General features: G+C 71.5%; 18 protein-coding genes. 7 read left to right on the forward strand and 11 right to left on the reverse strand.

Annotated elements, in window-relative coordinates; genetic code table 11:
* Window positions 1–7 precede the first annotated feature (7 nt).
* From BM041_RS09730 to BM041_RS09740, 3 genes are all read left to right on the forward strand, one after another.
* The gene (locus BM041_RS09730) at window positions 8–478 is read left to right on the forward strand and encodes a MarR family winged helix-turn-helix transcriptional regulator (protein ID WP_092958784.1); all 471 of its coding nucleotides are present in this window, start codon (window positions 8–10) and stop codon (window positions 476–478) included.
* Window positions 479–605: 127 nt separating this feature from the next.
* Window positions 606–1,379 carry a crotonase/enoyl-CoA hydratase family protein gene (locus BM041_RS09735; protein WP_092958786.1) on the forward strand — a complete coding sequence of 258 codons (774 nt, stop codon included), beginning with the start codon at window positions 606–608 and terminating at the stop codon, window positions 1,377–1,379.
* Window positions 1,380–1,381: 2 nt separating this feature from the next.
* A complete protein-coding gene (locus BM041_RS09740; protein ID WP_092958788.1) occupies window positions 1,382–2,140 on the forward strand; it encodes an SDR family NAD(P)-dependent oxidoreductase in 759 nt (252 codons plus the stop codon).
* Window positions 2,141–2,315: 175 nt separating this feature from the next.
* Here the strand turns inward: BM041_RS09740 and BM041_RS09745 are convergent, their stop codons facing one another.
* From BM041_RS09745 to BM041_RS09785, 9 genes are read right to left on the reverse strand one after another with little or no spacing between them, the layout of a single operon-like run.
* Window positions 2,316–3,035: a PP2C family protein-serine/threonine phosphatase gene (locus BM041_RS09745; RefSeq protein ID WP_092958790.1), complete on the reverse strand. Its 720-nt coding sequence runs from the start codon at window positions 3,033–3,035 to the stop codon at window positions 2,316–2,318.
* The gene (gene tagF / locus BM041_RS09750; RefSeq protein WP_092958792.1) at window positions 3,032–3,541 is read right to left on the reverse strand and encodes a type VI secretion system-associated protein TagF; all 510 of its coding nucleotides are present in this window, start codon (window positions 3,539–3,541) and stop codon (window positions 3,032–3,034) included. Before tagF ends, BM041_RS09745 begins: the two co-directional genes overlap by 4 nt.
* Before the next feature lie 2 nt (window positions 3,542–3,543).
* Window positions 3,544–7,044: a type VI secretion system membrane subunit TssM gene (gene tssM, locus BM041_RS09755; RefSeq protein WP_092958794.1), complete on the reverse strand. Its 3,501-nt coding sequence runs from the start codon at window positions 7,042–7,044 to the stop codon at window positions 3,544–3,546.
* Window position 7,045: 1 nt separating this feature from the next.
* The gene (tssL, locus tag BM041_RS09760) at window positions 7,046–8,413 is read right to left on the reverse strand and encodes a type VI secretion system protein TssL, long form (protein WP_092958796.1); all 1,368 of its coding nucleotides are present in this window, start codon (window positions 8,411–8,413) and stop codon (window positions 7,046–7,048) included.
* On the reverse strand, window positions 8,410–9,750 hold the full coding sequence (tssK, locus tag BM041_RS09765; protein ID WP_092958798.1) for a type VI secretion system baseplate subunit TssK: 1,341 nt from the start codon (window positions 9,748–9,750) through the stop codon (window positions 8,410–8,412). The genes tssL and tssK overlap by 4 nt, the downstream gene beginning before the upstream one ends.
* Before the next feature lie 47 nt (window positions 9,751–9,797).
* A complete protein-coding gene (gene tagH, locus BM041_RS09770; RefSeq protein WP_092958800.1) occupies window positions 9,798–11,177 on the reverse strand; it encodes a type VI secretion system-associated FHA domain protein TagH in 1,380 nt (459 codons plus the stop codon).
* Between the two features lie 7 nt (window positions 11,178–11,184).
* Complete coding sequence (locus tag BM041_RS09775; RefSeq protein ID WP_092958802.1) at window positions 11,185–11,487, reverse strand: PAAR domain-containing protein; 303 nt, start codon at window positions 11,485–11,487, stop codon at window positions 11,185–11,187.
* Between the two features lies 1 nt (window position 11,488).
* Complete coding sequence (locus BM041_RS09780; RefSeq protein WP_092958804.1) at window positions 11,489–12,079, reverse strand: DUF6931 family protein; 591 nt, start codon at window positions 12,077–12,079, stop codon at window positions 11,489–11,491.
* Window positions 12,080–12,081: 2 nt separating this feature from the next.
* Window positions 12,082–14,037 carry a type VI secretion system Vgr family protein gene (locus BM041_RS09785; RefSeq protein ID WP_092958806.1) on the reverse strand — a complete coding sequence of 652 codons (1,956 nt, stop codon included), beginning with the start codon at window positions 14,035–14,037 and terminating at the stop codon, window positions 12,082–12,084.
* A 206-nt stretch (window positions 14,038–14,243) separates the two neighbouring features.
* Here BM041_RS09785 and BM041_RS09790 point away from each other — a divergent pair, with 206 nt between their 5' ends.
* Entirely contained in the window at window positions 14,244–15,317 is a 1,074-nt protein-coding gene (locus BM041_RS09790; protein ID WP_092958808.1) for a hypothetical protein, read from the forward strand.
* Window positions 15,318–15,319: 2 nt separating this feature from the next.
* Window positions 15,320–18,274 carry a caspase family protein gene (locus BM041_RS09795; protein ID WP_092958810.1) on the forward strand — a complete coding sequence of 985 codons (2,955 nt, stop codon included), beginning with the start codon at window positions 15,320–15,322 and terminating at the stop codon, window positions 18,272–18,274.
* Window positions 18,275–18,352: 78 nt separating this feature from the next.
* Here the strand turns inward: BM041_RS09795 and BM041_RS09800 are convergent, their stop codons facing one another.
* Together BM041_RS09800 and tssH are read right to left on the reverse strand one after the other, a co-directional pair.
* Window positions 18,353–18,832, reverse strand: a complete 480-nt coding sequence (locus BM041_RS09800; protein ID WP_092958812.1) for an Hcp family type VI secretion system effector — start codon at window positions 18,830–18,832, stop codon at window positions 18,353–18,355.
* Between the two features lie 65 nt (window positions 18,833–18,897).
* Complete coding sequence (gene tssH / locus BM041_RS09805; RefSeq protein ID WP_092958814.1) at window positions 18,898–21,555, reverse strand: type VI secretion system ATPase TssH; 2,658 nt, start codon at window positions 21,553–21,555, stop codon at window positions 18,898–18,900.
* 173 nt (window positions 21,556–21,728) lie between these two features.
* Between tssH and tssA the strand changes: the two genes are divergently transcribed.
* A complete protein-coding gene (gene tssA / locus BM041_RS09810) occupies window positions 21,729–22,850 on the forward strand; it encodes a type VI secretion system protein TssA (RefSeq protein ID WP_092958816.1) in 1,122 nt (373 codons plus the stop codon).
* A 212-nt stretch (window positions 22,851–23,062) separates the two neighbouring features.
* Window positions 23,063–23,569 (forward strand): type VI secretion system contractile sheath small subunit, encoded by a 507-nt coding sequence (tssB, locus tag BM041_RS09815; protein ID WP_092958817.1) that lies wholly within the window; start codon window positions 23,063–23,065, stop codon window positions 23,567–23,569.
* The last annotated feature ends 3 nt before the right edge of the window (window positions 23,570–23,572 follow it).

Consider the following 23,572-nt stretch of genomic DNA (forward strand, 5'->3'; position numbering starts at 1 on the left):
CACTGCCATGCCCAAGCCCCGCCGCCAGGCCAGCGCGGCCGCGCCCGCCGAGGCGCCCGACCTCTCTCCGCTCGACAGCAAGCTCGGCTTCCGCCTGCGGCTGGCGCAGCAGACTGCCTTCGATACCTTCCACCGCACCATGTCGCCGCTGGGGCTGACACCCGGGCGGCTGGCCGTGCTGCTGATGCTGGAAGCGAACCCTTCCATCCGCCAGGGTGTGCTGGCGGAAGCGCTGCGCATCAAGCCCTCCAACCTCACGGTCCTGCTGGCGTCGCTGGAGGAGGAGGGCCTGCTGAAGCGGGCGGAGGAGGAAGGCAACCGCCGCGCCAATACGCTGCAGATCACCCAGGCCGGCCGCGCGCTGCTGAAGCGCGGCAAGGTCGGAGAGGCCGAGGTGGAACGCCAATTGGCCGAGGGCATGACCCCCGAGGAACACGCCACGCTCATCACCGCCCTCCGGCTGCTGGCGCGCGGCTGAAAAGCCCCCACGCACCACAAGCCCTCTCCCCCTGAGGGGCAAGAGGGTCGGGTGGGGGCGGCCAGGTCTTGCCCCTTCCGTCCCGCGCGCCTATTGTTATGGCGCATAACTAAAAGGGGAAACGCCCGTGGACGAGGCCCTTGTCACCCTCGACATCAGCGGCAGCATCGCCCGCATCGCCCTGAACAGGCCGGGCAAGCGCAACGCCATCAGCGATGCGCTGCTGGAAGCGCTCGATGCCGCCGTGCTGCGCGCGCAGCGGGAGGCGCGGGCCATCATCATCCAGGGCAATGGCCCCTGCTTCTCCGCCGGCCTCGACCTGGGCGAACACAAGGCCCGGACGGCGGAGGAAGTGTTCCATCATTCGCGCGGCTGGCACCAGGTGTTCCGGCGCATCCGCACGGGGCGCATCCCCGCGATCGCGGCCATCCATGGCGCCTGCGTCGGCGGCGGGCTGGAACTGGCGGGCGCCTGCCACATCCGGGTCGCGGACCCCACGGCCTTCTTCGCCCTGCCGGAGGGCACGCGCGGCATCTTCGTGGGCGGCGGCGCGTCCGTGCATGTGGCCCGCCTGATCGGCCTGGGCCGGATGGCGGACATGATGCTGACCGGCCGCGCGCTGGATGCCGCGGCGGCGGAACGCGCGGGCCTCGTCACCTACGTCACCGAAGCCGGCGGCGCGCCGGCCAAGGCGGATGAACTCGCCGCCAAGGTCGCGAAGATGGCGCCGCTGACCGTGATGGGCGTGCTCCAGGCCCTCCCGCGAATCCAGGACATGAGCGAGGAGGACGGCCTCTTCGTCGAGAGCATGATGGCCGCCATGGCGCAGACGGGGCCGGAGGCGCAGGCTGGCCTCGCCGCCTTCCTGGAAAAGCGGGCGGCCAAGGCGGGGGAGCAATAGGGATGGATCTTCAGGGCGCATCGGCCGTCGTCACCGGCGGCGCATCGGGGCTCGGTGCCGCGACGGCGGAGGCGCTGGCCGCCGCCGGCGCGAAGGTCGTGGTGATGGACATCAACCAGGCCGCCGCGGAAGCCGTCGCGGCGCGCATCGGCGGCGTCGCCGTCGCCGGCGACGTGGCGGAGGAAGCGCCGGTCGCGAAGGCCATCGAGGAAGCCGCGGCGCTGGCGCCGCTTCGCCTCGCCGTCGCCTGCGCCGGCATCGCGCCCGCCGCGCGCGTCGCCGGCCGCAACGGCCCGCATGATTTGGCGCTGTTCGAACGCGTGATCCGCGTGAACCTGATCGGCACCTTCAACCTGCTGCGGCTGGCCGCCGCGCGCATGACGACGAATGCGCCGCTGCCGAACGGGGAGCGTGGCCTGGTCGTCGCCACCGCCTCCATCGCCGCCTATGAGGGCCAGATCGGGCAATGCGCCTACAGCGCCTCCAAGGGCGGCATCGTCGGGCTGACGCTGCCCGCGGCGCGGGAGTTGGCGAAGTTCGGCGTGCGCGTGGTCACCATCGCGCCGGGCCTGTTCCACACGCCGCTGATGGATACGCTGACGGAGGAGGCGCGGGAGAGCCTGGGGCGGATGCCGCTCTTCCCCTCCCGCCTCGGCCGGCCCGACGAATACGCCGCCATGGTGATGGCCATCGCCGCCAACCCGCTGCTGAACGGGGAGACGATCCGGCTGGACGGCGCGCTCCGGCTGCCGCCGGCCTGAAGCGGCCGATTTTCATGGCATCGGCCGGGGTGTTCGGGCTATGTTCCGGCCATCAGCGGCCGATCCGCGTCCAGGCTCCGGCCTTCGTCTGGAAGTCGGAGCGCCGGCCCCGGCGAAACGCGAAAACGGTGCTAAATGCACCTAATCGGCATAATCGGCTAAAAGGGGTTAGTGGCTAAAAGGCCACGCCGGCCCGCACCACCACCGCCGTCACATTGTCCCGTGCCCCGCGCGCCAGCGCGGCCTCGATCACCGCCCCGGCCCCCTGCCCGGCGGCCAGCATGGCGCCGATCTCGGCTTCCGGCACCGCCTTGAAGACACCGTCGCTGCACAGGAAGAACAGGTCGCCGGCCGCGAAGCGGGCGCTGACCTTGTCCAGCTCCAGCCCGCCCTGCCCGCCCACCGCGCGGGTGATGACATTGGCCTGCGGGTGGCCCTCCGCCGCCTCCTCGTCGATCACGCCGCCATCGACCAGGTCCTGCACCAGGGAATGGTCGCGGGTCAGCCGGGTGAAGGCGCCGTCGCGCAGCAGATAGGCCCGGCTGTCCCCGGCCCAGAGGCAGGCGTAATGCCCGCCCCGCGCCAGCAGCAGCACCAGCGTGGTGGCGATGATCCGCCCCGGCCCCGCCGCCGCGGCACGCGCCTGGAGATCGGCATGCACCGCGCCGACGCGCAGCCGCACCTGCGCCAGCAATTCCGCCGCGGAGAGCCCCGGCGGCAGGTCCCGCAACGCCTCCGCCACCGCGGCGGAGGCGACATCGCCCGCGCCATGCCCGCCCGCCCCGTCAGCGACGGCCCAGAGCCCGATATCGCCGCGATCGACGAAGGCATCCTCGTTGCGGGGACGCACGGTGCCGGGGTGGGTCACGGCCTCCCCGGCCAGGGTCAGGCTCATGCGCCACCCTCCGCCAGAACGCGGAACAGGGCGGGCGGCGGCAGGGCCGGCCAGTCCCAGCGCGCGCCGTCGAGCCGCCACCACCCCTCCCCGGGGGGTTCGTCATCGCCTGGGGGAAGGTCAGCGATGGCGGCGAGCAGGCCGTCGGCATCCTGCCCCGGCAGCCGCGCGGCGGCCTCCAGCGCGCCATACCAGGTGGCCCCGGGCGGGCCCTCCCCGGCGGAGAGCACGCGCGCGAGGGTCACGGGGAAGAGCCGGCCGACGAGGTCCTCGCTCGGCACCAGCACCCCGGCCACCGCCTCCGGCCCGCAAGCGCCCGCGGGCAGGTGGAAGCACCAGGCGGGGGCGGCGGCCCAGGCGGCGGCGAAACCGTCGCCCAGCGCATCCCGCGCTTCCGCGATGCCCGCCTGCAGCCAGGCGTCCCAGGCACTGACAAAGCCGTCCGGCAGCCCCCGGCGCACGAAATCGCCATGCGCCGGCAGCTTGCCGAAGATCCCCGTTGCCATCGCTACTGCGCCGGCAGCGCGGGGCAGCGGAACTCCGCCAGTTCCCGCAGGGCGAAGGGGTTGATGACGGAGGAGGCGCGCAGCTCGAACTCCGCGCTGCGTTCCCCCTGCACCATCCGCAGCCGGAAGCGGTCGCCCGCCGCGCCGATCTGCGTCAGCTGCCCGCGGGAGACGAAGCGCATCGCCGCCCAGGCACCATCGGTCGCGATGGGCGCGCCGCTGGCCGGCGCCGGATCGAAGGTCAGCGTCACCCCGCCCCGGCTCGGCCAGATCATCGGGATCGGCCGCGCGGCGACGGCGCCGCGGGCGATGGGCACCCGCGTGCCCTCCACCTCCAGCGTCGCGCCGGTGGCGCCGGGGTCCATGCCCTGGGGCAGCAGCTCGAACCGCAGCCCCATGGCGGCACCCACCAGGCCGGAGGGGAAGAACCCGTCCCGGATGGCTGCGGCGCGCTGGAACTGCATCAGGTCCGCCGGCGAGATCGGCGGCGCCAGCCCATCCGCCGTCACCAGGCGCCAGGGCCGCTGTGTGGTGTCCACGAAGTTCCGCAGATGCTGGGCGAAGAACTGGTCGAAGACGCCGCCGGGGCCGAAGAGGCGCACGAAGTCATCGAGCGGCATCTCCGGCGCATCCACGGTGCGGCGGAACGGGAAGCGCGTCTCCAGCCCCCGGCAGAAGGGGCCGAGCGCCTGGCCGCCCGCCGCGGCAATGCTCGCCCGCGCGCCGCCCGACCGGGCATTCGCGGTGGAGGCGGACATGGCCTGCAGCCACCGCCCCAGCGGCTCCGGCGCCCTTGCAGCCTCGGCGGCCAGGCGCTGGCCGGGGTCGAGCCCCGTGGCCGGCGGCAGCACCGTGCCGGGCGGCGCGCTCGCCAGGCGCTGCACCTGGACGAAGAGGTCGTTGACGATCTGGAGCGTGGCATCGAGCGGCTGTCCCGAGGCCTCCCGCAGCGGCCGGAACCGCTCCTCCACCACCGTCGCCACCGGTGCCGCGGAGGAGGGCTGCGCCGCCGCCCCGATGGCCGCCGCGATGCGTCCGCCGGACCCGGCAGCCGCCTGTGCCGCCGCCTGGGCAGCGCCCGCAGCAGCGGCACCCGCCGCACCGCCCGGAGGCTCGGGCGGCGTGCCCGGCGACAATTGCCGCGCCGCGCTGCGCAGCACGTCCCGGATGGGCGAATTGGGCGCGCCGAGAAGGTTCAGCGCCTCCGACGCCTGGTTCAGGTTGCGGAAGGGCGGCAACACGAGGTCCGCCAGCACGGCCTGCCAGGCGCGGGCGTAATCCTCCGCGTAAAGGCGAAGGACGGCCTGTTCGAGCTGGCGCGGATCACCCGCCAGGCCGGCAGCCGCTTCCGGCCCCAGCACCCAGCTTTCGCTGGCGGCCTCGACAATCGCGGCGGGCAGGCGCGGCAACAACCCGCGATGCAGCCCCTCAACCGTGAACAGCCCGGGCACCTGCGCCTCCGCCAGCGGACGGTTCGACGCCAGCGCGAACCAGCGCTGCCCGGCGGGGCCGAGGCTGTCGGCCGGCTTCCAGGCGGGCGCGTTGCCCGCGCTCGTGCGCAACCGCGAATACAGGCGCTCCGCCATGGGAAGGCGGGAGAAGATGCGCCGGGCCTGGTCCACCAGCGCGCCATCGACGGGATAGGTGATGAAGTCGCCCGCCAGCATCGCATCCAGGTGCACCGCCAGCGCAACCCGCACGGGTGCAGCCACGGCGCCGGGGAAGCTCTGCTGCCAGTCCAGCGCCATCCATTCCTTGACCAGCGCCCGGTCCAGCGGGCCCTGGCGGCCGAGCATCAGGTAGATGCGCGTCGCCTCATACAGGAAGTCCGGCCGCTGCATGCCGGCGCGGATCTGCGCCTCCAGCCGCGCCAGCAGGCGGGGCAGCAGCACGCGATCCAGCGCGCGCTTGTAGGCAAGCTCCCCGCCCTCGATCAGCTTGGCTTCCTGGCTGAGGCCGGGCAGCGCGCCATCCGCCCGGGCGGAGGGCGGCAGGGCGCGCACGGCGTCGAGGTAGGGCACGACGCGCGGCAATTCATCCGCCGCCATCACGCGATCCAGCGGCAGGCCCTGCGCGGCCTGTTCCGCCTTGGCCAGGGCGTCGGCCAGGCGGGCGGCGCGGGCGCTCTCCGCGTTCATCGCCATGAAGCCCCAGGCGCCACCGCCCAGCACCAGCAGCAGCGCCGCGGCCCAGGCGCCCATCTGCACCAGCCGCCCGCGCTGCGTCTGCCCGCCATCGAGGGCAGCCAGCCGCGCCTCGTTGAACACCACGTCGCGCAGCAGCCGGCCGAGGAAGTAGCTCCGCCCCTTCTGCCCCATGATCGCCGCGGGGCGGCGCGGATCGAGGCCGAAGGTGCGCGACAGCGCCCCCGTCAGCCGATCGATCGGCGTGCCTTCCTGCGTGCCGGACGTGAAATAGATGCCGCGCAGGAAGGGCGCGGGGTCGAGCTTCGATCCGCCGAAGGCCGCGTTGACGAAGGCGCCGAGCGGCGCTTCCAGCGAGGCGAATTGCGCGGGGAAGCCGCCGATCCGCGCGCGCTGCTCCGGCCCGCGCTCCGCCTGCAACCGCTCCAGCAGCCGGTCCTGCAAGCGCTTCACCAGCGCGGTGAATTCGTCCCCGAACTTTCCCGAATGCCCCTCCGGCCCTGCCTGCGCCGGAAAGGTCACGCCCCAGACCTGGGCGCGGGTTTCCTTGTCGAGATCATCGAAGAATTCGGAGAAGCCGACGATGAGGTCCGCCTTGCTCACCAGCAGATAGACCGGCAGCCGCTGGCCGAGCTTCTGTTCCAGCTCCCGGATCCGGCGCCGCACGGCCTGCGCGTGCTGGTCCCGCTGCGCGGCGTCCAGCCGGCTGATCATGTCCGCGCCAAACGCCACCACGATGCCATTCAGCGGCTGCTTCGGCCTCTGGCTGCGCAGCAACTGAAGAAAGCGTTCCCAGCCCGCCTTGTCGGCATTCGCATCGCTGTCCTGCGTCGTGTAGCGGCCGGCGGTATCGATCAGCACCGCCTGTTCGGCGATCCACCAGTCGCAATTGCGCGTGCCACCGACACCGGCGACGCGCCCGGCTGCCAGCGGAAAATCGAGCCCGCTGTTCTGGATCGCCGTCGTCTTGCCGCTGCCAGGCGGGCCGATGATGACGTACCAGGGCCGCTCATAGAGGTAGCCGCCCTTCCCGCCGCCCGCCTGCTTGAGCGCGCCCAGCGCCTCCGCCAGGCGGCCCGCGACGGCCGTTTCCTCCGCGGAGGCTTCGGCCGCGGCCTTGTTCTCGGCAGCGCGGGATTCGGTGGCGCCGGCGACCAGCGCGGCATCGCGGCCGGCCCGGCGGCGCACCACGATGATCATCACGACCAGCCAGACGAGCACGGGCAGGGCGGCCAGCAAGGCCAGCAGCCACAGCGCCTCGATCCCCAGGAAGACGGGCGCGAAGAGCCAGATGACCGGCACCAGCAGCAGCGCGCCGACCAGCCCGCCGATGGCGGGGATGGTGAGGAAGGCCTTCATGTCAGCGGCCCTCCCGCATCAGGACCACTTCGATGCGGCGGTTGGTCTCCCGCCCCTCCGGCGTCGCGTTCGTCGTCAGCGGTTCGGTATCCGCGCGGCCCACCGCGGTGAAGCGGGCGGGCGCGCCGGTCGCCGCCGCGATGATGTCCTTCGCCGCCTCCGCCCGTGCGGCGGAGAGCGCGAAGTTGGAGGGGAAGCGCACCGTGCGGATGGGCTGGTTGTCGGAATGGCCGAGCACCATCACGCGCCCGGGTTCCGTGCGCAGCGCCTGGCCGATGCGGTTGAGCAGCGGCACGAAATTCGCCTCCACGCTGGCGCTGCCGGAGGGGAACATGCCGCGCCCGGCGATGCGGACCAGCAGCCGTCCCGCATCGCCTTCGACGGTCACGAGCCCCTGCTGGATCTCCGGCGCAAGGAAGGTGCGGACCTTCTGGATCAGATCGGGTTCCGCCGTCGGCGGCGGTGGCGGTGGTGGCGCGGGCGGCACCGGCGGCGCGGTGCGGTCGATGGCGGGCGGCGCGCCCGGCGGCAGCTGCGCCAGGCGGGATTGCAGGTCATCGCCCTTCGCATTGACGCTGTCGCTGACGAAGACGTAGCCGAAGGCCAGCAGCGCCACGGCGACGGCGCCGGCGACCCAGGCCGGCACGCTGCGCCCCGGCCCGCGATGCGGCGCATCGACGCCCCGCCAGCGTGGCGAGAGTTCGCGTTCCCAATTGCCGCGCAACTGCACGAGAAGCTGGTACAGACCCTCCCGGATCCGATCCAGCTCCGCATGGCCGCGCGGCGCCAGGCGGTAGCGCCCCTGGAAGCCGAGGGCGAGGCAGAGGTAGCAGATCTCCAGCGCGTTCAGATACCGCCCTGGGTCCTTCTGCATGCCGGCGAGCAGGTCGAAGAACCGCTCCCCGCTGCGGACTTCCTGGTGGAAGGAGGAGACGAGGGACCGCGTCGCCCAGCCGCTCGCCTGCCCCCAGGGCGTGGCCAGCGCCACATCGTCCAGCGCCGCGCACAGCGCGTAATGCGCGGCGCGAAGCTGGTCCGGCGAGGCCTCCATCGCGCGGCACTCGCCCTCGAACGCCTTCAGCGCGCGCATGGCGCGTTCGCGCAACTCCTCCGAGTTCTGCACCTGCGCGGCCTGGGGCCCGGCGCCGATGCGCGCCAGCAGGTCGAGCAGCGGCGCGGCGGCGGCGGCCATGGGGGAGAGGCCGACCTTGGGCAGCGCCTCAGCCTCCCCGGCCATGCGCGGCGCCATGGGTTGCGGCGCGGCGGGCGCCGCGGTCGCGCGCGGCGGTGGCGGGGGCGGCGCGCCGGCTGGCCCGCGCACCACCGTGCGGTCGCTGTCGTCAGGCTCGGAGAAGGGATTGTCGCTCATGCCCGTATCGCCCAGAGCTCCATGCGCAGATTCGGGAATTCGCCGGAGACATGCACGGCGAAGCCGCCCGAGGACTGCATCTGCTGCCAATGCGGGGAGCCCCGATCGAGCTCGAAATAGACCGCGCCGGCGTTGAAGGGGATCTGCCGCGGCGCCACGGGCAGCGGCCGCACGGCGATGCCGGGCAGCGCCACGTTGACGAGTTCGCGGATGTGCTCGACCGCGCCGATCTTCACCTGGTTCGGGAATATTCTTCGGATCTGCTCACCGGGAAGATCGGCAGCCACGGTGAGGACGAATTGCGATGCGCGCAGCAGGTTGCGGTCGGTGATGGCGCCGACGCGGACGCCGAAATTGCGGTCCTGCAAGGGGATCGCGACCGCGTTGGTCTCCAGCACCTGCGACAGCGAACGACGGAGGTCGGCGACGACAGGCGCGAAGCTGCGTTGCAGATCGTCATGCCGATAGGCCGGATAGGCCGTCGCGCGCTTGTCCGGCGCGGTGAAGGTCGCGAGTTCGCCCGCCAGCTGCACCAGCGCGGCGAAGAGGCTTTCGGGATGCACATTCCCCGCATCCGCCCAATGCGCGATCAGCGGCTGCCAGCGATTCACCGTCTGCAACAGGAGAAAATCGGAAACCTGCGCGACGCCCTGCGCGCCGGGCTGGCCGAGGCGCGCGGCCAGCGCCTCACCCCTCTGCCCCAGCATGCCGACAAGCTCGGCCACCAGATTGTTCAGCACGAAGGCGGCGGAGATGCGGAGGCAGGGCGGAATGAAGCGTTCATCGAGGACGACGCGGCGATCCGCCTGCACCTCCACGACGCGTGCCAGGCCGAGGCACGCATAGCCCGCGCGTTCCTCCGTCTCCAGCATGTAGCGCATGCGCAGCTTCCCGATCGAAAGCTCCGCCGGCATGGTGCTGTCGGAATGGGTGTCGAAGGCTTCGAAGGCGCGTAGCGTATGGCGCGCGCGCATCGCCTCCGGCCCCGCATCGGGCGCCGCGACTTCCGGGCTGCCGGCCTGGCGCAGCGGGATGGCCAGGTAGATGACGCAGTTGCGCGTGCCCTCCGGCAGGTCGAGCGGCACGGGCGGGTCGGCGGTGCCGGGGATGGCGAAGGGGGTACCATCCTCCATCACCCCCGCAGCGCCGGAGAGCGCGAAGCGACCCGCGCCCAGCAGGTCCCGGTCCAGTGCGAAATCCGTGACGCCCCAGGGATGCGGGCGCAGCGGCGCGGCGCGGGCCTGGAGCAGATGCTCCATATGCCGGTCCTGCTGCTGGAAGTGCTGCGCGCGGAGGAACATGCCCTCCTGCCAGACCACCTTGTCGTGCCAGACCATCCGCTTCCGTCACCCCTTATCGGCCATGCCGCGGCATGGCGAACGCGTCACCGGTCCCGCTTGCCCGTTGCCTGTTCATAGGCGCGGGCGAAAGCCTTCCCGAAGGCGCTGTCGAAATCATCCTCGAACTGGTCCACGAGCTGCGCGTGGCGGCGCCTGTAGGCCTCCCACAGCCGCTTCTCCTTCGCGCCGGGCAGCAAGCCGCCGCCGGGGTCTTCCGCTTCCAGCGACGCGGGCGCCAGGCGTTCCAGCAGCGCACGCGCCGCGGCCTGCGTCGCCGCCAGGCCGGCCACCTGGTGCGCCGTCAGGTCATCCACCGTCTCCTGCACCGCGCGCAGCGCGGGGGAGCGGGGGTCGAGCAGCGCGGCGAGGGCCTGTTCCTCGGTCGCCGCGAATTTCAGCGGGTTGTTGTCGGTGGCGCGCAGCATCGTCTGCTCGATGCGGAATTCGCGCTTCACATCGGCCCTGGCGATCAGCAGGGCGCGCAGCCCCGCGACGGCGGCGCGCAGCATGGCGCCCGCGGCGCGCAGCGCGGCATCGGGATCCTGCAGCGCGCGTGCGGCCATGGCGGGGGGCAGTCCGGCGCCATCGAACAGCGCCGCCAGCGCGGCAGCGGAATCGCCTGGCATGGCCACGGGCGTGGCCGGGATGGGCGCCACCACCGGCGCAGGCGGGACGGGCACCGGCGCGGCGATGGGCGGCGGCGGCGGCGGCGGCGGGACCATCGGCGCTTCCGCGAAGGGATTCGCGACAGGCGGCACGGGCTTCGTCGCGACTGGCGTCAGGCCAAGGTCCCAGTCATCCGGGATCAGCGCCTTCCCGACCGGGCGCGACGGCGGGACCATGAAGGCCTCCGCCGTGGAGGGCGCGTGGTCCGGCATCGGCGCGGCGTTGTCGGCGAAGGGGTCGAAATCATCCGGCAGCAGCCCGGCCCGCGCCGGCGGCGCCATGCCGGGCAGCGGGGTCGGATCAAAGCGCGGCGTGGGCGATGCGAAGGGGTTCTGTGCATCCGCCGCATAGGAATCCCGCGGCGCCGCGGCATAGGAGTCGCGCGCCTGCGGCGCGAAGGGATCCGCCGCGCCGCCCCAGCCACCCGCGGCGGCCGGTGCATCCACGATCCGCACCTCGATCTCGTAGCTGCCGAGCCTGAGGCGGTCTCCCTCCATCAGCGGCTTGACCTGGTCCCGCCCCACCGGCGCTTGAGCGTGGTTGACGAAGGTGCCGTTGGTGGAGGTGTCGCGGATCTGCCAGCCGCCGCCGAAGAACTCCAGCACGCAATGCTTCTTGGACAGCACGCGGTCCGGGTCCGCCAGCACCCAGTCGCATTCCACGCCACGGCCGAGGCTCATCGACCCGCCGCTGGCGCGGCGCTGTTCGGGCACCACCGCGTCGGGGCAGCGCAGCACGGAAAGCGTGATCTCCGCCATGGTCGCCTCAGCCGCCGATCAGCACGGTGGGGAACCCCATCACGATGGCCCCGCCATGCGCGCAATTATCGCCGATGCGCGCGGCCGGCATCTTGCACACCAACACCGTGGCGCTGCCCTTGATGATGACATCGGGCGGGCCGACGCACATGCACATGTCGCTGATTCGCGCCTGCGGCATCTTGCCGGTGATGACGGTGGGCGCGCCGGTCAGGATCGGGCCACCGATATGCGGGATCGGCACGGGCGCGGGCGTCACCATCGGGCAGACATGCATGTCGGTGATGCGGGCGGCAGGCGGTCCGGGCATCTCAATTCTCCTCCGGCGCGATGCGCCCGGCACCGCCGGCCGCGATGTCGCGCGCCGCGGCCAGGAAGCGCGCCAGGCGGTCCTGCGCGCGTTCGGGCCGCAGCCGCACCGCGGCCAGCACCACGCCGCCGCTGACGGCGACGCCCGTAAGGTGATCCGGCGGCGGCACCACGGGCTGGCCCGCAGGGGCCATGCTGCCACCGGACCAGAAGGCGCCGACGGCCGCCCAGGCCTCCGGCGACCGGAAGGCGGTGCGCTGGGCAGCTTCCATGGCGGCGCGGCGCAGATTTTCCTCAGTCGGCTTGCGCACCCAGGCTTCCGCGGCGAGCAGCGCATCGGCGTCCACGGGCAGCAAAGCGGGGTCGGGCACGCCGCGGGCGCACATGCAGCCCCACCACACGGCTTCGCGCTTCGGCAGCGCATGGGCAGCCAGGCGCGCCGCCTCGTTCCGCAGCCCCGCGGATTCCAGCCTGATGATGCCCTCGGCCGCCGTCGCCAGGCCGGCGAGCATCGCGAGCGCCGGCGGTTCAAGCTCCAGCCGCGGCAGCAGCGGCGGAAGCGGAGAGGCCAGCTTGGGAAGGGTCTCGGCCATGGTCAGTTGATCATCACGATGCCGCCCTCAAGCTGCACCAGGGCATCCGCCTTTTCCTGGAGCATGAGGGTCTTGAGCTTGTGGAGGAGCTGGGCCTCCGTCTGGATCATCATTCCCTTGATGGTGACGCCGGTCTGGTCCACCACGATGGTGGATTGGCCGACCTTCAGCGTGATGCTCTGCATCGCCTCGATGGTGACGGCGCCGAGATCGCATTTGATGGACAGATTGCCCATCTTCAGCGTGGTGGATCGATTGCCCGTGTCGATCGAGAGCGTGTCGTTGCCCATCTTGATCGTGTCGCTGCGGTTGCCCTTTTCCAGCGTCAGCGTGTCGTCGCTGTTCTTGATGGTGACGGTACGGGCATTCTGGACCGTCTCCGTCTGGTCATGGCCGACGGTACGCGCCTCATCATTCTCGACCTCGACCGTCAGGTCCTTCTGCGCATGGAGCAGAACCTCCTCGGAGCCCTTCTTGTCCTCGAAGCGCAGCATGTTGGCATCCGCCGCGCTGTCCGACTTGTAGCTGCGCGTGACGTAGCCCGTCTGGGTCTTGTTGGCCGGCAGCTTGAAGGGCGGCGGCGAATCCTTGCCGTAGACGGAGCCGACGACGACGGGCCGGTCCGGATCACCATCCAGGAAGGCCACCAGCACCTCATCCCCCACGCGCGGCAGGGTCCAGGCGCCGCCCCAGCTGCCCGCGACGGATTGCATGACGCGCACCCAGCAGGAGGAGGTGTCGTCATCCTTCCCCCAGCGGTCCCAGCGGAACTTCACCTTGATGCGGCCGAACTCGTCCACATGGATCTTCTCGCCCGCCGGGCCCGTCACCTTGGCGGAGTGCATGCCCGGCATGGCGGGGCGCGGATGCCGCGGCGGCGGGGCCCAGGGACGCCCGGCGAAGACGAGGGAGAGCGCCGAGCGGTAGCTTTCCTCCCCACCGGCACCGGCGACGAGGCCGGAGGTATCCACCGCCTCGTGCCGCACGCCGGTGATGACGTATTGGCGGCTGCGGACGCTGCCCTCCTCCAGCCGCACGGCGATGGCGACGCGGCTGCCGGCGGCGTTGCGGGGGTCGATCGAGGTCGCGCCGTATTCCTCGCTCCGCGCCTCCTGGTCCGTCATCGACACCTCGGCGGGGTTGAGGCCGGGGCGCGTGCTCATGCCGCCGGGCCAGAAGAAATTCTCCCCCGCCGCCGGCATGGTGGGTTCCTCGAAATAGGTGCGGGTGGGGCGGGACTTGGTCAGCACCTCCGACGGCTTGCTGCGTTCCTGATCCATGTCGTCGAGCCGCGTCATGACGCCGCGGACGCGGTTCATCCGCCGCCAGCCGCCATAGGCGTCAAGGCTGCCGTCGCCGTGATGGGCGATGATGTCGCCACGCTCATCCTGCGGGAAGGCGGTTGCGGCGCCCGCGACGCACAGCTCGTGCCGGCCCTCGGCCTGCTTGAAGTAGTAGGTGAGGCCGTGCTCCTCCAGCACTCGGGAGACGAAGGCGAGGTCGGTTTCGTTGAACTGGGTGCAGTAGGGGATCGGCTCCACCTCTACCATGTTCCAGGTCGGCGCCGGCAGGCCGTGGTCCTTCAATACGGCCGTCACGATGTCCCGCGCCGACTGGTCCTGCCAGATGCGGCAGTTGCGCCGCAGGCCGAGGCGCCAGAGATGCGGCACCGCCACAAGCCGATAGGTCATCCGCCCCGCCGCACCGGGCGCCAGCTTGCGGAACTCCGCTACCGCGCCATGGAAATGGCGCACCCGGGGGCTGGGCCCCTGCTGGGTGACGGTGATGGTGACGTCCTGGTTCAGCAGCTTCTCCGGCGGCATCACCGCGCCAGCGGCAAGTACCTCGGCCTCGATCGCGTAGGGCAGCCCCAGCTCCTCGGTCACGCTGAGCTTGATCACGGTCAGCGCACCGTCCCCGAGGGGTGTCTTGATGGTCAGTAGTCGGGGAGGCTGCATGCCGGCCTGGCCCTCCGTTGCGTTCCCCGTGGCGCCGAGGACCGGATCGCGTCGCGAACAAGGATAGACACGCCGCCGCGGTTACGAAAGCAAGGGCTGCTTCATGTCGTGTGTTGCGCCGTGCTGCGCCGGGCGCATTCCGGGATGGCAGGGCGACGGGAGGGCTGTTAGCCTCCACGAAACAGTCGGCTACCGAAGGCAGCGCCATGTCCTCCAACCCCGCTTCGCTTTCCCTCCCGCTGATTTCGAAGGCGGACACGCCGCGGCGCGGGCGGTTGCAGCGCGGCATCGCCATGATCACCGCCGCGGCGATGCTGACCGCCTGCGTCAGCACGCGGGAAGGCCGGATCGGCGCCGATGACGGGACGGATGCCTGCCGCGCGCAGGTCGTCGCCCTTGACAGCACCGGCAATTTCTTCGGCGAGGAGATGATCCGTGGCGCCGCGATCGGCGCGGTGGGTGGCGCGGCACTCGGGGCGCTGCTGGCCGCCGCATCCGGCGGACGCGGGCGCAACATCGCGGCCGGCGCCGCCATTGGCGCCGTCGGCGGCGCGGTGGTCGGCGGCACAGCCGGCTACTTCTCCGCCCGCCAGCAGCAGGCGCAGGACCAGGCCTCGCTGAGCATGGCGGTGGCCAACGACCTGGCGGCGGAGAATGCGCAGCTCGACCGCACCTGGATCGCCTACACCCAGCTGATGGATTGCCGGTTCGGCACCGCGCAGCGCATCCGCCAGGCCTTCCGCGCCGGCCAGTTGCAGCGCCCTCAGGCGGAAGCGCAGCTGGCCGATGTGCGGGCGCGCACGCAGCGGGACCTGGCCCTGGCCCGCAGCATCAACGACAAGATCGGCGAGCGCGGCCAGCAATTCGACGTGGCGATCGAGAACATCGCCCCCGGCACGAAGGACCAGGTGATGTCCGGCGCCCGCGTATCCCGCGCCGTGCCGGTGCAGGCCCGTAGCACCGTCGCGCTGAAGCTTCGCCCGGACCCGAATGCGCCGGACGTGACGCAGATCTCGGCGCGGGAAGCGGTGACGCTCCGCCCTTCCTACAACGGCTTCACCATGGTGGAGACGGCGTCCGGCGTGCGCGGCTATGCGCCGGCCAGCGCCTTCCCGGAAGCGCGCAACCTCGGTGCCGCGCCGCCGCCGCCTTCCGCCAGCACGGGCGGCGATTTCCGCTCGCTCGCCGCCAGCAACATCGCGCGGCGCGACAATTTCTCCCAGAGCCTCGACAACACCGAACGCCTCGCGCAGGGCGCCGGCTTCGAACTGGCGAGCTGACCATGCGCGGTCTGGCGGCCGCGGCCCTTCTCCTGCTGGCCGGCATCGGCGGCGCCTTCGCCCAGGCGCCGCCGGAACCGCCGCAGCAGCCCTTCCTTCGCGTCGAGGCCGCGGCCCATACCGCGCCCGTCGCGCGACTGGCGACGGATGCGGAAGGCCGCATCCTCGCCAGCGTCTCGGACGACAAGACGCTGCGGCTGTGGGACCTGCCCGATGGCACGCTGCGCGCCGTGCTGCGCCCGCCGATCGGGACGGAGGCGGAGGGCGAGCTCTATGCCGTCGCCCTCTCGCCCGATGGGCGCCGCGCCTTCGCCGCGGGCTGGACCGGTGCCGCCTGGGACCGCAGCTTCGCCATCTACCTGTTCGACACCACCAATGGCCGCCTGGTGGCACGGCTGCCGGGCCTGCCGGCGCCGGTGCAGCACCTCGCCATCTCCGCCGATGGAACACGCGTGGCGGCGGCGCTGGGCGGGCGGGCTGGCATCCGCGTGTGGGATGCCCGGAGCGGCGCGCCGCTGTGGGAGGATACGGGCTTCACCGCCCCCGCCCGCATGGTGGCCTTCGACCCCGCCGGCGAACGCCTCGCGGCAAGCGGTGCCGATGGCCGGCTGCGCGTTTATGACCGTGCCGGCCGGAAGACGGCGGATCGCGCCCCGGTGCAGGGCGCGCGGCCCTTCGGCCTCGCCTGGTCGCCCGATGGCGCCCTGCTGGCACTGGGCTTCGAGGATCGGCTGCGGGTCGAGGTGATGGCGGCGAGCGACCTGCGCAGCGTCTTCGTGCCCGACGTCGCCGGCCTGGCCGGGGAGGGCCTGCCCGCCGTGACCTGGGCGCATGATGGCCGCGGCGGCGTGCAGCTTCATGCGGCGGGCTATGCGCGGCGCAGCGCGCCGGGGGCTGGCGCGCGCGGCATCGCGGCGCCGGGCTCCTCCGCCGGCGCCGCGGAGGCGCGGCGCGACTTCGTCATCCGCCGATGGACCGATTTCGGCCTCGGCCCGGCCAGCGACATCGCCGCGGCGCGCGATGCCATCGCGCAACTCATCCCGCTGCCTACCGGGGGCGTGGCCTATGCCGCCGCCGATCCGGGATGGGGGCGCGTCGCGCCCGATGGCACGCTGGCGATCGCGCCCAGGCCGCCTGGCGCCGACTTCCGCAACACCGGCGCAGCGCTGGCGGTTTCCGCCGATGGCACAAGGCTGCGCATCGCGCTGCGGCCGGGCGATGCGCCGGTGACGTTCGATTCTCTCGCAGGCGCGCTGGTGCGGGATGCGGGGGACGGCGCCGGCTTCGCGCCCGCCCGCACCGCAAGCCCCCGCCTGCCCCTGGCGGATTGGCGCAACGCCAACCGGCCGCGACTCGGCCAGATGCCGCTTCGGCTCGGCGATGGCGAATTCTCCCGCAGCGCGGCGCTGCTGGCGGATGATGCGGGCGTGCTGATCGGCACCGACAACAGCCTGCGCCTGTTCGATGCGGGCGGCCGCGCCATCGCGTCCCTCCCCGTTCCCGGCGCCGTGTGGGGGCTGGCCATCGCCGGTGACGTGGCGGTCGGCGCCCTGGGCGACGGCACCTTGCGCTGGTGGCGGATCGGCGCCGGCCGGATCATCGAACAGGCCGCGCTGTTCATCCACGCGCAGTCGCTGCGCTGGGTGCTCTGGACGCCGGAGGGGCTGTTCGACCACGCGCCCAATGGCGGGCAGGAACTGGTCGGCCTGCACCTGAATGGCGGCCGCGCCCAGACGCCGGAATGGGCCAGCTTCCAGCAGGCCTATCGCGCGCTCTATGCCCCCGCCGCCGTGCGTGCGCGGATCGCGGGCGATGGCGCGCCGGCGCACGAACGCCTGGCGCAACTCGGTGAATTGCGCGCCCGCGTCGGGCGCCTGCCGGTGCTGGCGCCACGCAGCGCCTGCGCCGTGACGCCGGAGGGCTGCACGCCCGTGGCCTGGGATGCGCGCAGCCTGCCGGCGGGCGCCACCGCCTTGCGGCTTGGCTTCACCATCACCGATCGCGGCCTCGGCCTAGGTCCGCTCGACGTGCTGGTCAATGATCGCATCGCGGTGCGGGCGGAGGCGACGGCGGGCCAGTTGCAGGCGGAGGTGCCGCTCGATGCCGGCGCCAACCGCGTGACCACCCGGCTCTACGCGGAGGATCGCGCGCTGTTCGCGGAGGGCCCCACGCTTGACGTCCGCCGGGCCGGAGAGCCGGAGCCCGCGGCGGATGCGGGGCGCCTCATCGTCCTCGCGATCGGGGTCAATGAATACGCCAATGCGGCGCTGAACCTGAACTACGCCGTGCCCGATGCGCAGGTGGTGGCCGATACGCTCCGCGCCCGCGCCGGCACGCTGTTCCGCGAGGTGCGCGTGACCGTGCTGCGGGACCGCCAGGCGACGCGCCGCGGCGTGATGGACGCGCTGGAGGAGGTGGCCCGGACGACGCTGCCCACCGATACCTTCGTCCTCTACATCGCCGGCCATGGCGTGCGCACCGAACCGGACCAGCGCTTCCTGTTCCTGCCGCATGACGTCACGGACACCAGCAACTGGTCCACCCTGCGGCGCCAGGGAATCGAGGATTCACAGCTGGTGGCTGCCATCGCCCGCATCCGCGCGCGGGACGGGCTGCTGCTGCTGGACACCTGCCATGCCGGCCAGCTGACCATGGATCAGCTCTCCGCGCTGGGGAACGAGACGGGGCGCTTCCTGCTGGCGGCATCGACATCCGTGCAGGAGGCGCTGGACAGCTACGACGACCGCAACGGCGTCTTCGCCTATGCGGTGCGGGAAGCGCTGCAGGGGCGGGCCGCGACGGATGGCGAAGGCCGCGTCAGCGCACTCGCGCTGGGCGAATGGGTGATGCGCCGCGTGCCGCAGCTGGCGCGGGAGAAGCAGCACAGCCAGGACGCCGTCTTCCGCACCGCAAGCCGCGAATTGCGCAGCTTCCCCATCGCGATGGTTCCCCGCTGAACGCAACAACGCCGCGCCTGATGGCGCGGCGTCGCGGAGGCGGTGGAAGCGCCAGGGTCGCCCCTGGCGCGGCGGCGTTCAGCCAGACTTCGCCATCGACAGGTCGTAGATCACGTGGCCCGTGGTCTCCGACTTGAACTTGTCATCGATCTTCAGATACTCGCTGTCGAACTTGGCGAAGTTCAACGAGATCGACTCGCTCGGGCGGTCGCCACCGGCGCTGATGCTGTAGCCGCTGACCAGCGTGTTCTCCAGGATATACTTCTGATAGGCGATGTGCTTCCCGCTCTCGTCGGTCTGCGTCATGTGGATCTCCACCTTCGACGCCTTGCCGCCGATCGCTTCCTTCAGGATGAGCGGGGAGAAGGCGTCCATCGTCTTGGTGACGACGATCTCGCTGACGCTCGGCGCGGTGGCTTCGCGCTTCGAGCCGCCACCGACGCCGGAGGAGATGCCGCGGCCGACACCCCACTGGAAGCTGTGCACCTCCGCCCAATCCTTGTAGCCCACCGCCGTCGCCTCGCCCTTGAGGGCGCCGTATTTCACAAAAACAGCCATGGTCCGTTCCTTCGCTGCTGCATTGTTGGCCGTCCCCGCCTCGGTCTGCCTCGGCCGCGGGGCGCTTAACCGAGGTCGTACCGGAAGCCGCCAGCGTCATCGACGCCGACCTGCACCCGGGTGATCTCCTGCCCCTCCGCCAGGCGCGCCAGGATGCCCGAGGACAGTTCGGGCAGCAGGGTCCGGCTGAGGATGTTGTCGATGTTGCGCGCGCCGCTTTCGACTTCCTTGCAGCGGGAGACGATGGTCTCCGGCACACTGTCGTCGAACACCAGCGGCACGCCGTAATTCTCCATCACCCGCTTGCCGATGCTGCGGAGCTTGAGGATGCAGATCTTCTTCAGGATCTCATCCGCCAGCGGGTAGTAGATGACGGTGTTGCAGCGGCCGAGGAAGGCCGGCTTGAACACCTTCAGCAGGTCCGGCTGCAGCGCTTCGCGCAGCGGCTCCGGGTCCGGCGCCGTGTCAGGGTCCGCGCAGAGCTTCGCGATGGTGTCGGTGCCGGCGTTGGACGTCATGATGATCACGCAGTTGCGGAAATCGATGTCCCGCCCCTCGCCATCCTTCATCTGGCCCTTGTCGAAGACCTGGTAGAACACGTCCTGCACGCCGGGATGGGCCTTCTCCATCTCATCCAGCAGCACGACGGAATAGGGACGGCGGCGCACGGCCTCCGTCAGCACGCCGCCTTCGCCGTAGCCGACATAGCCGGGGGGCGAGCCCATGAGGAGCGAAACCTTATGCTCCTCCTTGAACTCGCTCATGTTGATGACTGTAAGATTTTGTTCGCCACCGTAGAGAAGGTCCGCAACGGCGAGTGCCGTTTCCGTCTTGCCGACGCCGGAGGTGCCCGCCATCAGGAAGACACCGATCGGCTTGCGCGGATCCGTCAGGCCTGCACGGCTGGTGCGGATCGCCTGCGCGATGGCGTCCAGCGCATGGTCCTGGCCGACGACGCGCTCCATCAGCTTCTGCTTCAGGTTCAGCACCGTCCTGATCTCATCGGAGACCATGCGCCCGACGGGGATGCCCGTCCAGGTGGCGACCACCTCGGCCACGGCCTGGCCATCCACCACGGGATGCACCAGCGGTTCCTCGCCCTGCAGCGCCTTCAGCGCCGCGCCGGCCTCGGCGAGTTCGGCGCGAATCGCGGCGGGGTCTTCCGGCGGTGCGGCGGGGGTCAACTCCAGCGCCGCGCTTTCGGCACGCGCGCGCAAGTCGCGCATGCGGGCGACCAGCGCCTTCTCCTGCTCCCACCGCGCATTCAGGGCATCGAGTTCCGCCTGCGCCTTGTCGCGATCCGCCTCCAGCGCCGCGATCCGCGCCGCATGGTCGGCGCCGGTCGCGAGTTCGCGGCCGATCGCGCCGAGTTCCGTCGCCACCAGCTCGATCCGCCGGATGCGGTCCTCGACCGGCGCAGGTACGGAAGCCTGGCTCATCGCCACGCGGGCGCAGGCGGTGTCGAGCAGGGAGACGCCCTTGTCCGGCAGTTGGCGGGAGGGGATGAAGCGCGCGGAGAGCTTCACCGCATCCTCGATCGCCTCGTCCAGGATACGGACTCCGTGGTGCTTCTCCAGCGTCTTCACCAGGCCGCGGAGCATCGCCATCGCCAGTGGCTCCGATGGCTCCTCCACCTTCACCACCTGGAAGCGGCGGGTGAGCGCGGCGTCCTTCTCGAAGTACTTCTTGTATTCGGCCCAGGTGGTGGCGGCGACGCAGCGCAATTCGCCGCGGGCGAGAGCGGGCTTCAGCAGGTTGGCGGCGTCGTTCTGGCCGGCCTGGCCGCCGGCGCCGATCAGCGTATGCGCCTCATCGATGAACATGACGATCGGCGTCGGCGATGCCTTCACCGTGTCGATCACGCCCTTAAGGCGATTCTCGAACTCGCCCTTCACGCCGGCGCCGGCCTGCAGGAGGCCGAGGTCGAGCGACATCAGCTTCACGTTCTTCAGCGCGGCAGGCACGTCGCCCGAGGCGATCCGCAGCGCCAGGCCTTCCACCACCGCCGTCTTGCCGACTCCGGGCTCCCCGGTGAGGATCGGGTTGTTCTGGCGGCGGCGCGTCAGGATGTCGACCATCTGCCGGATCTCGGCATCGCGGCCGAGGATGGGGTCGATCTTCCCGGCCTTCGCCTGCGCCGTCAGGTCGGTGCAGAACTGCTCCAGCGGGCCGCCACCGCGCGGCGCGTCGCCGGCGGGCGCGGCGCCGCTGGGTGCCGCGGCGGAAGCGGCTTCGGCCTGCGCTCCCTCCTCGCTGCCCGCGGCCAGCTCCGCCAGGTTGCGGCGGATGGCATCGGCTGGCAGTGCCGACAGGGTCGGGCTGCTGTCCTTCAGGGCACGCGCCAGCGCATCATCCGACAGCAGCGCCGCCAGAAGGTGTCCACTGCGGATGCGGGAGGCATTGGCTTCGAGGGAGGCGATCAGCCAGGCTTCGCGCAGCCAGGTGACGATGTCCGGCGACAGGGCGGGCGCGCGTGCATTGCCGGTGCGCAGCCGGTCCAGGGCGCGGGTCAGCTCTGCGCCGACACGGCCGGCATCGACCTCCCGCTTGCGCAGGATGGCGGCAATGTCGCTGCCCGCGGCCTCCACCAGCTTCAGCAGGACGTGCTCGATCTCGACATTGTAGTGGCTGCGGGACAGCGTGAGCCCAGCCGCGGCTTCGAGCTGCCGGCGGCCAACCTCGCTCAGCCGGCCGACAACGGATTTGAGATCGACTGCGACCATGCGATTATCATCCTCAGCCGTGCCGGCGAAATACCTGCTGGTCCGCGTCGCCGGCCGATGGCAGGCTGAACACGGACAGCATCCACAACGGGCAGTTGCGGGTCCAGAGCGAAACCAGGCGCGCGAAACATCGCAACACAAAACTCACGCCGGGGCGAGGCTATAAGGGCGACATGACGGCGTATCCCATCGACATCGATGCATTGCTCGCGCCGCTGGACCACGGCGATGGTGGGGCTGGCGAGGATCTGCGCGCGGATTATTCGCCGTCGTCGCCCTACCAGCGCCTGCGCGACGCGCGGGCGGCGGCGCGTGCGGAGGAACGGGCGCGCGATGCCGACGGCGATGCCGAAGCGCCCGTCGCCGATGGCTGGCGCGACGTCATCCGCATCGGCAGCGATGCCCTGTCCTCTCGCAGCAAGGATCTTGAGGTTGCGTCCTGGCTGGCGGAAGCGCTGGTTCGCCAGCATGGGCTGGATGGCCTGGCTGCCGCCGCGGCGCTGATCCGCGGGCTGTGCGACAGCTACTGGGACTGGGCCTTCCCGCTGCCGGATGACGAGGGGCTGGATGGTAGGTCCGCGCCGATCGGCGGCCTCGCCGGCGCGGGCGTGGACGGCACGGTGATGCAGCCGCTGCGTCGCCTGCCGCTGTTCCGGCGCGCCGATGGATCGCCGCTCGGCCTCTACCAGTGGGACCAGGCGGAAGAGACGGACGGCATCGCGAATGAGGAGCGGCGCCAGGCGCGCCGCGATGCGGGCGTGCCGGAGTTGGCGACGCTGGAAGCGGAGGCGCGGCTCGACCGCGGTTTCCTTGCTGGCACCGCGGCATCCGCCACGGCCGCACTCGATGAGTGGCGCGCGATGGAGGCGGTGACCGAGAACCGATTCGGCGCCGAATCACCCTCCACCCGCAACGTCGCAACGATCCTCGAACGCATCATCGCGGTAACGCGCCGCCTGCTGGGACCGGAAGCCGCCGGCACGTCGCCCGCGGATGAGGTGGCAATGCCCACTCCAGGCTCCGGCAGCGCGCCCGCCACGACGGCAGCGGCCGCGACAGGCGGCGGCAGCGCCGGCCCGATCCGCACGCGGGAGGATGCGCTGCGCGAGTTGGGCCGCATCGCCGATTTCTTCCGCACGACGGAGCCGCATTCCCCGCTGGCCTACACACTCGAGGAGGCGGTGCGGCGCGGGCGGATGTCACTGCCGGAGTTGCTGGCGGAGATCATGCCGGATGAGGAAGCACGCCATGCCGTGCTCTCCCGCCTCGGCATCCGGCCGGACGCGGCGGAATGACGATCCGATGGGCCCCATCGTGAAACACGCGAAACGCGTATCACGCGAACGGCGCCATCGCGGCGCCCGGCATGGTTGACGCCCCCGTCAGCCGCTGGGCTAAGGTGGTTGGACAGAATGCGCCCGACCGCGACAGCGCCTGCGCATCCGGCGCGGCGTGGCGTGGCGTGGCGTGGACCTGGGCAGGAACGGACAAGGGGCGGCAAGAAGCCATGACGAGCGTTCATGACAAGCTGGCGCGGGTGCGCAAGCCGCGCGTCCACATCACCTATGAGGTCGAGACGGAAGGCGCCGCCATCGTGCGGGAACTGCCCTTCGTCGTCGGCGTGATGGGCGACTATGCCGGTGATCCGGCGGAGCCGCTGAAGCCGTTGGCGGAGCGGAAATTCGTCCAGATCGACCGCGACAACTTCAACGACGTGATGGCGCGCATCGCGCCCGGCCTGAACCTGAAGGTGGACAACACCCTGGCCGGCGATGGCAGCCAGATGGCGGTGAACCTCAAGTTCAAGTCGATGGATGATTTCGACCCCGCCAAGGTCGCCGAACAGGTGCCGGCGCTGAAGGCGCTGCTCGAGACGCGCGCGAAGCTCCGCGACCTGATGAGCAAGGTCGATCGCTCCGAGGAGCTGGAAGGCCTGCTGGAGCAGGTGCTGAACGACAAGTCGAAGCTGGATGCGCTGTCGGCCGAACTCGGCCTCGACAAGAAGGAGGGCTGAGCC

Source organism: Falsiroseomonas stagni DSM 19981 (assembly GCF_900114315.1).
In the GTDB taxonomy this organism is placed as follows: domain Bacteria; phylum Pseudomonadota; class Alphaproteobacteria; order Acetobacterales; family Acetobacteraceae; genus Falsiroseomonas; species Falsiroseomonas stagni.